The sequence below is a fragment of the Kribbella sp. NBC_01510 genome (genome assembly GCF_045040325.1).
GTDB lineage: Bacteria > Actinomycetota > Actinomycetes > Propionibacteriales > Kribbellaceae > Kribbella.
In genome coordinates, this window is record NZ_CP109418.1 from 6,527,758 (window position 1) to 6,540,812 (window position 13,055).

The 13,055-nt window shown below is 69.5% G+C and carries 14 protein-coding genes; 7 read left to right on the plus strand and 7 right to left on the minus strand.

The features are described 5' to 3' along the window. The first annotated feature begins 144 nt into the window (after nt 1–144). Complete coding sequence (locus OG558_RS32360; RefSeq protein WP_405066357.1) at nt 145–1,650, plus strand: AAA family ATPase; 1,506 nt, start codon at nt 145–147, stop codon at nt 1,648–1,650. On the opposite strand, the gene OG558_RS32365 is transcribed toward OG558_RS32360, so the two are convergent. Then, on the minus strand, nt 1,634–2,509 hold the full coding sequence (locus tag OG558_RS32365) for a sigma-70 family RNA polymerase sigma factor (protein ID WP_405066358.1): 876 nt from the start codon (nt 2,507–2,509) through the stop codon (nt 1,634–1,636). The genes OG558_RS32360 and OG558_RS32365 overlap by 17 nt on opposite strands. Before the next feature lie 63 nt (nt 2,510–2,572). Between OG558_RS32365 and OG558_RS32370 the strand changes: the two genes are divergently transcribed. Beyond that, a complete protein-coding gene (locus OG558_RS32370) occupies nt 2,573–3,256 on the plus strand; it encodes an FMN-dependent NADH-azoreductase (protein WP_405066359.1) in 684 nt (227 codons plus the stop codon). On the opposite strand, the gene OG558_RS32375 is transcribed toward OG558_RS32370, so the two are convergent. Genes OG558_RS32375 through OG558_RS32385 form a run of 3 tightly spaced genes read right to left on the minus strand, consistent with a single transcriptional unit; the run spans nt 3,215 to nt 5,525 of the window. Continuing rightward, nucleotides 3,215–3,967: an ABC transporter permease gene (locus OG558_RS32375; RefSeq protein ID WP_405066360.1), complete on the minus strand. Its 753-nt coding sequence runs from the start codon at nt 3,965–3,967 to the stop codon at nt 3,215–3,217. The genes OG558_RS32370 and OG558_RS32375 overlap by 42 nt on opposite strands. After that, nucleotides 3,964–4,611 (minus strand): DedA family protein, encoded by a 648-nt coding sequence (locus OG558_RS32380; protein ID WP_405066361.1) that lies wholly within the window; start codon nt 4,609–4,611, stop codon nt 3,964–3,966. Before OG558_RS32380 ends, OG558_RS32375 begins: the two co-directional genes overlap by 4 nt. Next, nucleotides 4,608–5,525, minus strand: coding sequence for an ABC transporter ATP-binding protein (locus OG558_RS32385; protein WP_405066362.1), 918 nt, complete (start codon nt 5,523–5,525; stop codon nt 4,608–4,610). Before OG558_RS32385 ends, OG558_RS32380 begins: the two co-directional genes overlap by 4 nt. A 175-nt stretch (nt 5,526–5,700) precedes the next feature. Between OG558_RS32385 and thrS the strand changes: the two genes are divergently transcribed. Beyond that, a complete protein-coding gene (thrS, locus tag OG558_RS32390) occupies nt 5,701–7,722 on the plus strand; it encodes a threonine--tRNA ligase (RefSeq protein WP_405066363.1) in 2,022 nt (673 codons plus the stop codon). Beyond that, nucleotides 7,719–8,324, plus strand: a complete 606-nt coding sequence (locus OG558_RS32395; RefSeq protein WP_405066364.1) for an HIT family protein — start codon at nt 7,719–7,721, stop codon at nt 8,322–8,324. The genes thrS and OG558_RS32395 overlap by 4 nt, the downstream gene beginning before the upstream one ends. A gap of 112 nt (nt 8,325–8,436) precedes the next feature. On the opposite strand, the gene OG558_RS32400 is transcribed toward OG558_RS32395, so the two are convergent. Continuing rightward, a complete protein-coding gene (locus tag OG558_RS32400) occupies nt 8,437–9,396 on the minus strand; it encodes a hypothetical protein (protein WP_405066365.1) in 960 nt (319 codons plus the stop codon). A gap of 114 nt (nt 9,397–9,510) precedes the next feature. Between OG558_RS32400 and pgsA the strand changes: the two genes are divergently transcribed. From pgsA to OG558_RS32415, 3 genes are read left to right on the plus strand one after another with little or no spacing between them, the layout of a single operon-like run. Next, nucleotides 9,511–10,176 carry a phosphatidylinositol phosphate synthase gene (pgsA, locus tag OG558_RS32405; RefSeq protein WP_405066366.1) on the plus strand — a complete coding sequence of 222 codons (666 nt, stop codon included), beginning with the start codon at nt 9,511–9,513 and terminating at the stop codon, nt 10,174–10,176. A 2-nt stretch (nt 10,177–10,178) separates the two neighbouring features. Beyond that, nucleotides 10,179–11,048 (plus strand): phosphatidylinositol mannoside acyltransferase, encoded by an 870-nt coding sequence (locus OG558_RS32410; protein ID WP_405066367.1) that lies wholly within the window; start codon nt 10,179–10,181, stop codon nt 11,046–11,048. A 10-nt stretch (nt 11,049–11,058) separates the two neighbouring features. Next, nucleotides 11,059–12,159, plus strand: a complete 1,101-nt coding sequence (locus OG558_RS32415) for a glycosyltransferase family 4 protein (protein WP_405066368.1) — start codon at nt 11,059–11,061, stop codon at nt 12,157–12,159. A 45-nt stretch (nt 12,160–12,204) separates the two neighbouring features. Here OG558_RS32415 and OG558_RS32420 read toward each other — a convergent pair whose 3' ends face one another. Next, nucleotides 12,205–12,438 (minus strand): anti-sigma factor family protein, encoded by a 234-nt coding sequence (locus OG558_RS32420; RefSeq protein ID WP_405066369.1) that lies wholly within the window; start codon nt 12,436–12,438, stop codon nt 12,205–12,207. Next, nucleotides 12,435–13,055 (minus strand): RNA polymerase sigma factor, encoded by a 621-nt coding sequence (locus OG558_RS32425; protein WP_405066370.1) that lies wholly within the window; start codon nt 13,053–13,055, stop codon nt 12,435–12,437. Before OG558_RS32425 ends, OG558_RS32420 begins: the two co-directional genes overlap by 4 nt.

Genomic DNA, 13,055 nt, shown 5'->3' on the forward strand with positions numbered 1-13,055 from the left:
ACGGCCGAGCGACGCTCCGGGTCGTGACATTGTGTGGACACCGTGTCATGGGATAGTGGACCTCTCCCGGAGACCTCACCTCCGGAATCGAACCAGCAGCCTCCAGGGGCACCGCCCCCACTGACAGAATCGGGGATCCAGGTCGTGACCGACTCGCACAACTCCGGACAGCACAAGGACCGGGAAGCGGCGGCGGCCGAGGTCCGGAGAATGTGGCAACCGACCCCCTCCTGGACCCAGCCGGACCCGAACCGGGAAGGCGACCCCGAGCCCGCCACCGAGGAGAAGCCGGATGCCTTGTCGGCGGACTACCCGGTCGACTCGTGGTCCCGGCCCGCCGACCAACCTGCGCCGTGGACTCAGCCCGAGCCTCAGCAGTCAACCCCGTCCTGGACGCAGCCCGTCGCCGAGTCCGCCGCCTCGTGGACCCAACCAGCAGCCGAGCCCGATGAGCTCGAGGAAGCCGGCGACAGTACGGCGGACGACCAGGAGACCAGCGGGGCAGCTGCTCAGGCTGACCCCGGTACGACGCCAACCGCAGGCCCGAGCAGCCCGGTCTTCGGCGGCGCGTCATTCCACGGCTCAGGCTCCGGCTACAGCGCTCCTGGCACTCCCGCCGCCGGTGGCCCGGCGCAGGGCGGTCAGCAGCTGTCTCCGGCCGCTCAGCACTTCTTCCCGCAGGGCATCCCCGGTCAGCAGGCACCGCAGCAGCGCGAGGTGTCCTACCGCACCGACGAGCTGATGCAGGCCCTGCCGCTGCCGCGGGAGGCTCCGGCCGAGCGCGGCGTACGGAGTGTGCTGAAGCTGCGTCCGGGCAGCTCCGAGCGGTCGGAGCGGATCGCGCGGGCGACCGCGGCGACCGCGTTCCGCCGTCCGGTGACGATCGTCGTCGCGAACCCCAAGGGTGGTTCGGGCAAGACGCCGACCACGCTGCTGCTCGCCGGTGCGCTCGGTCTGGCCCGTGGCGGCGGTGTCGTGGCGTGGGACAACAACGAGCTGCGCGGCAACATGCACCTGCGCACGCACGACACGAACGCACGGTCCACCGTCACGGACATGCTCCAGGCGATGCAGATGCTGACCCAGCCGGACGCCCGGCTCGGCGACGTCGCGGCGTACCTGCGGCACCAGGTCGCCGGTCAGTACGACGTGCTCACGTCCGCGACCACGACGTACGCACAGATCGAGGCCAAGGACTTCGACCAGATCCACCGGCTGTTGAGCCGCTTCTACAAGGTGCTCGTGATCGACACCGGGAACAACGAGGGCTCCAGCAACTGGCGTGAGGCGATGAAGGCGGCCGACGCCCTCGTCATCCCGATCAAGTGGAAGAGCCTGTCCTGCGCGGCCGCGGTGCAGATGCTCGAGGAGCTCGACAACCAGGGCCCGGAGGCGCAGCGGCTGATCCGCCGTGCGGTGATTGCGGTCTCCAACGGTCCCGGCGACGTGAACAAGGAGGTCGAGAAGCAGCTCCGCCCGTACTTCGAGTCCCGCGCGGCGGCCGTGATCGACATCCCCACCGACATGCACATCGCCGCCGAGGGTCCGCTCGACCACTCGGCCCTGCAGCCGGCCACCCGGCGCGCCGGCCTGGAGCTCGCGGCCAAGGTGTCGGAGCAGATCACTATCGCCCTCAACGTTCCGCGCTGAGGACGGCGAGGCTCAACCGGCTGAGGCGGTCCGGATCGGCGATGACGTCGTACGACGTGATCCGGTCCGCCTCGCTGGTGAAGACGATGGCCAGGAACAGCTGCCCGTGCGGGGCCAGGACGAGGCCGACCTGGCCGTCGACGAGGGCCACCTCGGCCAGTTGAGAGCGACTCGCGAGGACGACCGTGCCCTCGGCGACGGCGCGCGCACCCCGCAGCTCCGCGGCCATGCCAGGTGCCAGGGCGGCTGCGTCGACCCGGCGTACGACGTCGGGGTCCAGCACATCCAGGACGGCCGCGAGATCACCGGCCCGGGCTGCGTCGAGGAAGGCTGACACGACGCGCCGCTGCCGGGCGAGCTCGGCCGCCGGTACGACGGGGGTGCCCTGGACCCGCTGACGAGCCCGGCTGGCGAGCTTCTTGGTCGCGACCGGGGTCCGATCGACGATCGGCGCGATCTGCGCGAACGGTACGGCGAACATGTCGTGCAGCACGAACGCGATCCGCTCGGCCGGCGCCAACGTGTCCAGGACGACGAGCAGCGCCCGGCTGACCGAGTCGGCCACCAGCGCCTCGTCCTCCGGCGTGCTCCAGATCGCGGGCGCCTGCTCGAGCAACTCAGGTCCGGTGGGATCCTCCGGGCGAACCTTGCGTCCCCGCAGCACATCGAGGCAGATCCGGGTGACCACGGTCCGGAGCCAGGCGCCGAGGTTCTCGACATCGTCGACTCGATCTAGCCGGATCCAGGCCTCCTGCACCGCGTCCTCGGCCTCACTCCGCGAGCCGAGCAGCCGGTAGGCGACCGCCTCGAGCTTGCCGCGCTCCGCTTCGAAGGCCTCGGTCAGTTCGTCGCCGATCACTGGTCACCTTTCCCGCTCCGGTCCGTCACCCAGTCTGACGACCACGACCCGACGAAGGTGACCATGTTGCTCCATCTGGATTCCAGTGCCAATCGCTCCGACGAGTCGGTGACGCGGCGGCTGACCCGGTTGTTCGCGGACCGCTGGCAGGCTGTCCACGGCTCGGCCGGGTACCGCTACCGCGACCTCGCCGTGGACCCGGTGCCGCCGATCGACACGGCGTACTGCCAGCTCGGCCAGCGGTCCGAGCGGCAGGGCGTCGTACCGCTCACGCTGGTCGGCACACTGATCGAGAGCACCGCCGAGGCCAACGCCTGGGCGCTGACCAAGCCGCTGATCGACGAGGTGGTGTCGAGTCGGACGATCCTGATCGGTGCGCCGATGTACAGCTTCTCGCTTCCGGCCGCACTGAAGGCTTGGATCGACCGGATCACCTTCCCCGGTGCCTTCCGCGACGGGGTCCTCAGCGACACCGAAGTGGTCGTGATCAGCAGCCGTGGCGGTGCCTACGGTCCGGGAGCTCGCCGGGAGGGCTGGGATTACGAGTTTCCCTATCTGCGGGCGTACTTCACCAACTACGGAGTCCCCGGCGACAACCTCCGCTTCATCAGTGCCGAGCTCGCTCTGGCCGACCTGATCCCGCGGTTCGCGGACCAGCGTCCGTCGGCGGCGCGTTCGCTGGCCGCGGCGTGCGAAGAGGTGATCTCAAGCGTCGCGGCGGCTGAGCACGCGGGTGCCAAGCGCTAGACCCCCGACAGCCCACGCGACGAGCACTATGGCGCTCAGAGTGGGGGAGATCGGGTCGGTAGTGCCGGTCAGATAGTTCTGGCCGGCACCGCCCGGCAGGAGTGCCCCAATCCAGATCAGCGGGCGCAGAGAGCTCTGGCTGAGCATCAGTGGGACGACCAGCAGCAGAAGGAATGCCGCGGTCAGCGTCCCGGCCGTACTGCGGACCACCCACGCGATCCCGGCAGTGAACAGACCGGCTGCGGTTGCGTAGAAGCCGACCGACAGCAGATCGACCACGAACCCGCGCCCACTCCAGTCAGCCCAGGAGCCCGCGGCCAGCCCGCCCGCCACGGCCGCGATGCCTGCCATCAACAGTCCGTAGACGAACAGGACGGGTGCTAGCACGATCGCCTTCGCCAGCACGACGTTCCGCCGTACCGGAGTCCACTGGAGCGTCGAGCGGATGCTGCCGGTCGCGTACTCCGACGTCACGGTCAGCAGTGCGAAGGCCGCCACGACCACCTGCACGATCAGGATGACCGAGCTGCCGAAATCGCCGACCGCCTGTTTCTCCGCGAGGTCACCCGGCTGGAGATGGGTGTTGTCGTAGGCGAGGCCGAACCCGTACTGCACGCCGAGGAGCGTGGTCAGCAGCACAGCCGCCGCGATATTCAGCCAGCTTGACCGGACCGTCCACAACTTGGTCCACTCCGACCCCACTGCGTTCATCGTTCTCCCGCTTCCACGAGTTGAGGCTCTACCTGAGCTTGAGGCTTCCGTTTGCGCAGGCGGTGCCGGACGACCTCGACGATCACCGTCACCGTGAGGGCGAGGCCGATGCCGAGGATCACGCCCTTCAGTGGGTTGTCCTCGAAGGCCTTACCGCCGATGTAGCCCACCAAGGTGCAGTACAGACCCCAGCTGGCCGCGGCCAGTCCGGCGTACGCCGAGAACTTCCGCAGGGGATAGCGCACCGACCCCATGGTCAGAGTGACGGCCGTGCGACCGCCAGGGACGTACCGGGCGACCACGAGGACCAGTCCGCCTCGCTCTGCCAACGCTCGCCGGGCCCAGAGCACAGCCGCATGCCGTTTGCTACCAGCCTTCATCCGATCGAGCAGCCGGCCACCGGCGCCGCGGCCGAGCGCATAGGACACATGGTCCCCGACGAACGCGCCGATCGCCGCGACCACGATCACGGCGTACAGATTGGGTTCACCGTTGGCTGCCGCGAACACGCCCGCGGTGACGACCAGCGTCTCGCTCGGGATGGCCGGGAAGAAGCCGTCCAGCGCGGCGAAACCCCACAGCGCGAGGTAGATCCACCACGAGGACATCAGCTCGTCGGCGAAGTGCAGGAGCTGATCACTCACGAGGGCACCGCCACGCCGTACTGGACGCTGTCCGCGGTGAGCTCCATGTACGCCTCCTCCAGCGAGGCCCGCTCGGTGTGCAGCTCGTGTAGCCGTACGCCGAGCTCGTGAGCCAGATCGCCTACCCGCTCCGCCGGTACGCCGGTGACGACCAGGCGGTCGTCCGTGGACTCGACCCGCTCGGCCTCGGTCGTCAGCCGATCGCGCAGTACGGCTCGGTGCGTCTGATCGGGGACGCGGACGGCGACCGTGGTCCGGGACGAGCCGGCGATCACCTCCGCGACCGGTGCGTCGGCGATCAGCCGGCCGCGGCCGATCACGACGAGCTGGTCGGCGGTCAGCTGCATCTCGCTCATCAGATGGCTGGAGACGAATACCGTCCGGCCCTCCGCCGCGAGCGAGCGCATCAGCTGGCGCACCCAGCGGACGCCGTCCGGGTCAAGGCCGTTCACCGGCTCGTCGAATATCAGCACCTCGGGATCGCCGAGGAGGGCACCGGCGATACCGAGGCGCTGGCCCATGCCGAGCGAGAACTGTCCGGCCCGCTTCCGGGTGACCGGGTCCAGGCCGACGACGGACAGCACCTCGTCGACCCGGCTGACCGGGATGCCGTTGCTCCGGGCCATCGCAATCAGGTGGTTGCGTGCGCTCCGCCGCGGGTGCAGGGCCTTGGCGTCGAGCAGAGCGCCGACCTTGGTCAGTGGTGCCGGCCACGCCGCGTACTGGCGGCCGTCGACGAGAGCGGTGCCTTCGGTCGGGGTGTCGAGGCCGAGGATCATCCGCATGGTGGTTGATTTGCCGGCGCCGTTCGGGCCGAGGAAGCCGGTGACGCGGCCGGGGGAGACGGTCAGGTCGAGTGCGTCCACCGCACGGGTGGCGCCGTACCTCTTGGTGAGTCCTTCGAGGGTGATCACGCTCTAGAACCTAGGAATCCGGGCACCCCCGGCACATCGGACCAACGGCTGGGCCGACCCCCGACTTTCGTCAGGTGCCGCGGGCCTGTGGATACGCCGTCGGGGCGCGGCGCCGGAGTGGATACCATCTGTGCTGACCGGCAAACCGGCTGGTCGCCGTACCCGAGGAGTGAACGTGTCGGAAGTCAAGGTCCATCTGATCGGCGTCGAGGGCGAGGCTGAGCGGAGTGTGACCGAGACGACGACGATCGGGGAGCTGTTCGCCGGGATCTTCGGTCAGGACCGCTCCGCCATCGCCGCCCGCGTCAACGGCGAGCTGCGGGATCTGTCCCGGGTGGTCGCCGACGGCGACCAGATCGAGCCGGTCAAGGCGTCGTCCGAGGACGGCCGGGCGATCATCCGGCACTCGACCGCGCACGTGCTCGCGCAGGCCGTGCAGGACCTGTTCCCGGAGGCGAAGCTCGGCATCGGCCCGCCGGTGGAGAACGGGTTCTACTACGACTTCGACGTGCCCACGCCGTTCACGCCCGAGGACCTGGGCAAGCTCGAGAAGAAGATGCAGCAGATCATCAAGGAGCGGCAGCGGTTCAGCCGCCGGGTGGTCTCCGACGACGACGCGCGGGCCGAGCTGGCGAGCGAGCCCTACAAGCTCGAGCTGATCGGCATCAAGGGCTCCGCGGCCGACGCCGCCGAGGGCGCGAGTGTCGAGGTGGGTGGCGGCGAGCTGACCATCTACGACAACGTCCGGCGCGACGACTCGGTCGCCTGGAAGGACCTGTGCCGTGGTCCGCACGTCCCCGCCACGGGCTACCTGGGCAACTTCAAGCTGATGCGGACGGCCGCGGCGTACTGGCGCGGGAGCGAGCGGAACCCGCAGCTCCAGCGGATCTACGGGACGGCGTGGGAGTCCCGCGACGAGCTGAAGGCGTACCTGACCCGGCTGGAGGAGGCGGCCAAGCGCGACCACCGCAAGCTCGGCAGTGAGCTCGACCTGTTCAGCTTCCCGGACGAGATCGGCTCCGGCCTCGCGGTGTTCCACCCGAAGGGCGGCGTGCTGCGGAAGGTGATGGAGGACTACTCCCGCCAGCGCCACGTCGAGGACGGGTACGAGTTCGTCTACTCACCGCACATCACCAAGGCCCAGCTGTTCGAGACCTCGGGTCACCTGGACTGGTACGCCGACGGCATGTACCCGCCGATGCACCTGGACGAGGAGCGCGGCTCTGACGGGCAGATCCGCAAGCAGGGCCAGGACTACTACCTGAAGCCGATGAACTGCCCGATGCACAACCTGATCTTCGCCGCGCGCGGCCGGTCCTACCGGGAGCTGCCGCTGCGGCTGTTCGAGTTCGGCACGGTCTACCGGCTGGAGAAGTCCGGCGTCGTGCACGGCATGACCCGCGCCCGCGGCTTCACCCAGGACGACGCGCACATCTACTGCACCCGCGAGCAGATGCGCGACGAGCTGCGCGACCTGCTGACGTTCGTGCTCGGCCTGCTCGCCGACTACGGCCTGGACGACTTCTACCTCGAGCTCTCCACCAAGAACCCGGACAAGTTCGTCGGGTCCGACGAGGTCTGGGACGAGGCCACCGAGACCCTGCGGGAAGTTGCCGAGGGCTCCGGTCTCGAGCTGGTCCCGGACCCGGGCGGCGCCGCGTTCTACGGCCCGAAGATCTCGGTCCAGACCAAGGACGCGATCGGCCGGACCTGGCAGATGTCGACGATCCAGCTGGACTTCAACCTGCCGGAGCGGTTCGAGCTGGAGTACACCGCGCCGGACGGCTCCCGGCAGCGGCCGGTGATGATCCACCGTGCGCTGTTCGGGTCGATCGAGCGGTTCGTCGCGGTGCTGACCGAGCACTACGCCGGCGCCTTCCCGCCCTGGCTGGCGCCGGTCCAGGTGATCGGCATCCCGATCACCGACGGCCACGTGGACTACCTGTACGACGTCGCCGCGCAGCTGAAGGCGCTCGGGATCCGGGTCGAGGTCGACTCGTCCGACGACCGGATGCAGAAGAAGATCCGGAACGCGCAGAAATCCAAGGTGCCGTTCATGCTGATCGCCGGTGACGACGACATGGCCGCCGGGTCGGTGTCGTTCCGGTACCGCGACGGCACGCAGAAGAACGGCGTACCGATCGCCGACGCGGTCGCCGAGATCGTCGAAGCAGTCCAGAAGCGCGTCCAAGTATGACGGGAACCCCCGACAACCCGTCCTCCAGCGACGTACCTGACTCGCCGTACGCGCCGGACGAGGTCGTGCTGCGGGACGGGGTCGGGGTGCCGGACGAGTTCCTGCGGTTGTGGACGCCGCATCGGATGGCGTACATCGAGGGGGAGAACAAGCCGACCAGCTCGGAGGCCGGGTCGGGGTGCCCGTTCTGCCGGCTGCCGGGGTTGCCGGACGCCGAGGCGCTGATCGTGCACCGGGGTGAGGCGGCGTACGCGGTGCTGAACCTGTACCCGTACAACCCCGGTCACCTCATGGTCGTGCCTTACCGGCACGTGGCCGACTACACCGAGCTGACCGCCGAAGAGGTCACCGACGTCGCCACGCTGACGCGTGAAGCGATGCAGGCGGTCCGCACAGTCTCGGGTGCGCACGGCTTCAACATCGGCATGAATCAAGGGCAGATCGCCGGCGCCGGGATCGCGGCCCACCTGCACCAGCACGTCGTACCGCGCTGGGAAGGTGACACCAACTTCATGCCCGCCATCGCGCACACCAAGGTCCTGCCGCAGTTGCTGCCCGACACTCGGGCGCTGCTCGCCAAGTCCTGGCCGACCGAGCCCTGACCTGCGGATCGCCGCCTCAGCAAACACGGGGTGACGCGATGGATCACTCGCCGGCGAGGTTGGGGTCGGTGAAGTTCTTCCGATGGAAGTCGACAGGGTGCCGCGGGTCATTTCAGCGTATGAACAAGGGCAGCAGTGGGTCGACGATGCCGGTCAGGGCGTCGAGGGAGACTGCGCGCGGCGGGTTGGTCAGCGCGGTGACCCGGACGACCCGGCGGCCCTGGCGGAAGACGAGTTCGCCCGCTTCGGGCAGGTAGTAGCCCGGCTGGCCGATCGGGGCGAGCCGGGGCGGCGGCACCTGCTCCGCCTCTGGGATGCTCGGCTGGTCGAACGCCTCGACGATCGACACAGTCGCGTCGAACGTCCCCCAGATGCAGGTCAACGCGCCCTTGACCCGGTAGTCCCGACGCAACTGCACACGCAACCCGACGAACCGCTCGGCCGCCGAGTTCGACAGCTGACAGGCCGCGTCCACCTGTCGCGCCGGCCGCAGGTTCCGAGGTACGGCGTCCCGCGCCGCAACCGCGATCGTGACAGCCTTCTCCCGGTCGATTCCGTTCAGAGCACCGCTGTCGATGCCACCGGCCGGGGTGATCCGGACGGCCCGGTCACCGGTGATGAAGGCGAGTTGCGAGTCGGCGATCAATGCCCGCGGCCCGAGCTCGGGCAGCGCCTGGATGGTCGCGGCGCCGTGCATGAGGCGGGTGAGCGTGTCGGGCTGGCTCGGGAGCGCGCTGACGCCGATCGTCACCATGCGGTTCTGGACGAGCAGGGTGCACAGATCCATGGACGGCAGGCCGCCGTCGTTCCAGGCGTTGGGCTTCGCGGTGACGGGGAGGCGGAGTTTCGCGGTCAGCGTGCCGGTGATCGCCGTGCACACCTGTGGTCCGGGGGCGCCCGCCGTACCGTCCAGGCCTTCGGCCTGCGGGGGAGCGACGACCGTCGGGACGACGGTCGGAAGCGGCCTGATCCGCGGCTGGGACTCGTTGGCCTTGCGCGCGACCGAGCACCCGCCGGCTGCGATCAGCACGGCCAGCACACCCGCCAGCACGCTCCGGCTCCCGGCCCGCATCCACTCACCTCCTGCCGCACTGCCTCCAGGATCGCGCGAATCGAGGTCTTTCGCAGGCGGAATCGGGTGGCTTGTCACCTGATGGTGATCCGGCTGGACTACGATCGCGTCGCCATGCTTAACAGATTCCGGCAGTTCTGGACCAAGGTGATCACGCCGATCGCCAACCTCCTGCTCAAGCTCGGCGTGAGCGCCGACGCGGTCACGCTCGTGGGCACCATCGGGGTGTGCGCCGGCGCGCTGATCTTCTTCCCGCGCGGCCAGCTCTGGCTGGGCGTCGTGGTCATCACCTGTTTCGTGTTCTCCGACATGATCGACGGGTACATGGCCCGGACGTCGGGGACGTCGTCGAAGTGGGGCTCGTTCCTCGACTCGACCCTGGACCGGATCGGCGACGGTGCGATCTACGGCGGCCTGGTGCTGTACTACGCCAACTCGCAGGCGGGCGACTCGACGCTGATGGCGGCGGTGACGCTGTGGGCGCTGGTGATGGGCGCGGTCACGTCGTACGCGCGGGCCAAGGCCGAGAGCCTCGGACTGAAGGCGAGCGGCGGTCTGGCCGAGCGCGCGGACCGGCTCGTGTTCACCCTGATCCTGGCCTTCTTCTCCGACGTCCTGAACCTCCCGATCCTGCTGGAGATCGTGCTCTGGGCGGTCGCCGTCGCGAGCACGATCACCGTGATCCAGCGGATACTCGGGGTCCGCAAGCAGGTCCTGGCCGACCCGGCCAATGCCGGCCTGGACACGCCGCCGCCGGCCGAACCCGACGCGCAGAGCTGAGGATGGGCGGCCTCCGTCAGTGGGCGGTCGATCTGGCGTTCGCGCTCGCCTGGGCGCTGGTACGACGCCTGCCCGAGCGGACCGTCACGTGGCTGTTCCACCAGGCCGCGGACCGCGCCGTACGCCGGAACGGGCGCGGCGTACGGCGGTTGCGCGGCAATCTGGCCGTGGTCCGTCCGGACGCGACCGAGGCGGAGCTCGACGCGCTGACGCGGGCGGGGATGCGGTCGTACCTGCGCTACTGGCAGGAGGCGTTCCGGCTGCCGGAGTGGAGCGATGAGGAGATCGTCGGGCGGGTCCGGACGGTCAACGAGAAGCTGGTGCGTGACGCGTACGCCGCCGGGCGCGGTGTGATCTGCCCGCTGCCGCACCTCGCGAACTACGACCACGCGGGCGCCTGGGCGGGCCTGACCGGGATGCCGGTGTCGACCGTGGCCGAGCGTTTGCAGCCTGAGTCGCTGTTCGATCGCTTCATCGCCTATCGCAAGAAGCTCGGTATGGAGGTCCTCCCGCTGACGGGCGGTGATGAGGACGTCATCGGCGTACTCGCGGAACGCCTGCGCGCGGGCGCATTCGTCTGCCTCGTGGCCGACCGGGATCTGTCCGAGCGGGGGGTCCCGGTGACGTTCTTCGACCGTCCGTCCCGGATGCCGGCCGGTCCGGCCGCGCTGAGCCTGCGGACGGGTGCACCGGTCATCCCGGTGACCCTGCACTACGACGGGCTCGACCTGGTCATCACCTTCCACGACGCCATCGACCCCGACGGCGGCATGGCCGCGATGACGCAGCGCTGCGCGGACGCGTTCGCCCAGGGGATTGCGGCACATCCGCAGGACTGGCACATGCTGCAGAGGATTTTCCTGGACCAGTAAGAATCGTTTCGTGAGGATCGGTGTGGTGTGCCCGTACTCGCTGGGCACGCCCGGCGGGGTGCAGAACCACGTGCGCGACCTCGCCGAGGCGCTGCTGGCGCTGGGCCACGAGGTGTCGGTCCTGGCGCCGGTCGACGACGCCGACGCGGCTCCGCCGTACGTCGTCTCGTCCGGCCGGGCGGTCGGGGTCCCGTACAACGGGTCGGTCGCCCGGGTCACCTTCGGGCCGCGTACGGCCGCCCGAGTGAAGAGCTGGCTGGCCGAGGGTGACTTCGACGTCGTCCATGTGCACGAACCGACCACGCCGAGTGCGTCGATCATCGCGCTCTGGTCGGCGGAGGGGCCGTTCGTCGCGACGTTCCACACCTGGCAGGTCCGGTCGCGCGCGATGAGTGCGGCGGCCGGTCTGCTCCGGCCGGCGCTGGAGAAGATCGACGCCCGGATCGCGGTCTCGGAGAACGCTCGCTCGATGATGGTCCAGCACATCGGCGGCGAGGCCGTGGTGATCCCGAACGGGCTCTACACCGCTCACTTCAAGGGCAGTCCGCGGCGGGAGTGGCTGGGCGCCGACGGCACGATCAGCTTCCTCGGCCGGCTGGACGAGCATCGCAAGGGCCTCGGCGTTCTGATGAAGGCTGTGCCGGCGCTGGTCGCCGAACGTCCCGGACTGAAGATCCTGGTCGCCGGCGCCGGTCAGGCCGACGAGGCCCGCCGCCTGCTGCCGGCGCACTGTCGCGACAACGTCCTGTTCCTGGGCGCTGTCGACGACGAGGCCCGCGCGGACATGCTGGCCGGTTCGGATCTGTACGTCGCGCCGCATCTGGGCGGTGAGAGCTTCGGCATCGTCCTGCTCGAGGCCATGGCCGCCGGGGCGCCCGTGCTGGCGAGTGACCTGGCCGCCTTCCGCCAGGTGCTCGACGGCGGACGGCTGGGGGAGCTGTTCGAGCCAGGCGACGCGGATGAGCTCACCACTCGCACACTGAGGCTCCTCAGCTCGCCGGACGAGCGTGACAAGCTCCGCGCCGCGGGACTGAGCGCCGTACCGCGTTATGACTGGTCGGTGTTGCTCCCGGAGTTGCTGTCCGTCTACGAGCTGGTCGCGCGGCGGTAGCGCTCGGCTAGTCGCTGCAGGACGTGCGCGAGTTCTTCGGGTCGGTCAGCGGCGATCGCGGAACGCATTGAGGAGTGCGCTGCGGGCGTCACCCGGCAGAGCGGCGGCGGGCAGGTCGGTGAGTGCCTGCGACGTCTGGCGGATCTGGTCGAGGTAACGCTCGCAGCCGTCGCACAGAGCGAGATGGTCGACGAAGTCCTGCTCGGCTTCGGTGCTCAGGGCGCCCTCGAGGAACGCCGTGACCTGCTCGACGAACTCACGGCACTCGAGGTCGCTCATGAGTCATCACCTTCCCGTCGGTAGTACTCCTCCAGTTTGCCGCGCAGGAACGCGCGCGCCCGGTGCAACAAGACCCGCTGGTTGGCCGGCGTGATCCCGAGCAGTTCACAGACTTCGTCGTACGGGCAGCCCTCGACGTCTCGCAGTACGACGACCAGGCGCTGGCGCTCGGGGAGTTCGGCCAGGGCGTTGGTGAGGTGGGTGCGAACCTCGGCGGTGAGCAGGCCTTGCTCGGGGGACGGCCAGGCCGGCGGGAAATCCCACCAGTGACCGGGGAAGGGATCGCCCGCCGGCCGGAAGCGGCTCGGGTCCACGGTCGGGCCGCTGTCGTCGACACTGCTCATCGGGACGACCTTGTGCTCGCGGACGCCGCGCCGCTTGGCCGTGTTGGTGAGGATCCGGTAGACCCAGGTCTTCAGCGACGACCGGCCTTCGAACCGGTCGATGCCCTCGATCACCGCGAGCCACGTCTCCTGGACGACGTCCGCGGCCGATTCTTCGGTCGACACGAACGACCGGGCCAGCCGCAGCATCCCGCCGGACCACCCGTCCACGAGCGCCCCGAACGCGTCCTCGTCCCCGGCGCGCAACCGCTCCAGGAGGGCGTCGTCCGTCAT

Bases quoted from the DNA above. Each gene is read 5' to 3' on its own strand.
- OG558_RS32375 (WP_405066360.1), bottom strand. From the start codon at position 3,967: ATGAACGCAGTGGGGTCGGAGTGGACCAAGTTGTGGACGGTCCGGTCA.
- OG558_RS32410 (WP_405066367.1), top strand. From the start codon at position 10,179: ATGGGCGGCCTCCGTCAGTGGGCGGTCGATCTGGCGTTCGCGCTCGCC.
- OG558_RS32420 (WP_405066369.1), bottom strand. From the start codon at position 12,438: ATGAGCGACCTCGAGTGCCGTGAGTTCGTCGAGCAGGTCACGGCGTTC.
- OG558_RS32370 (WP_405066359.1), top strand. From the start codon at position 2,573: ATGTTGCTCCATCTGGATTCCAGTGCCAATCGCTCCGACGAGTCGGTG.
- OG558_RS32400 (WP_405066365.1), bottom strand. From the start codon at position 9,396: ATGCGGGCCGGGAGCCGGAGCGTGCTGGCGGGTGTGCTGGCCGTGCTG.
- OG558_RS32395 (WP_405066364.1), top strand. From the start codon at position 7,719: ATGACGGGAACCCCCGACAACCCGTCCTCCAGCGACGTACCTGACTCG.
- OG558_RS32425 (WP_405066370.1), bottom strand. From the start codon at position 13,055: ATGACGGACGACGCCCTCCTGGAGCGGTTGCGCGCCGGGGACGAGGAC.
- pgsA (WP_405066366.1), top strand. From the start codon at position 9,511: ATGCTTAACAGATTCCGGCAGTTCTGGACCAAGGTGATCACGCCGATC.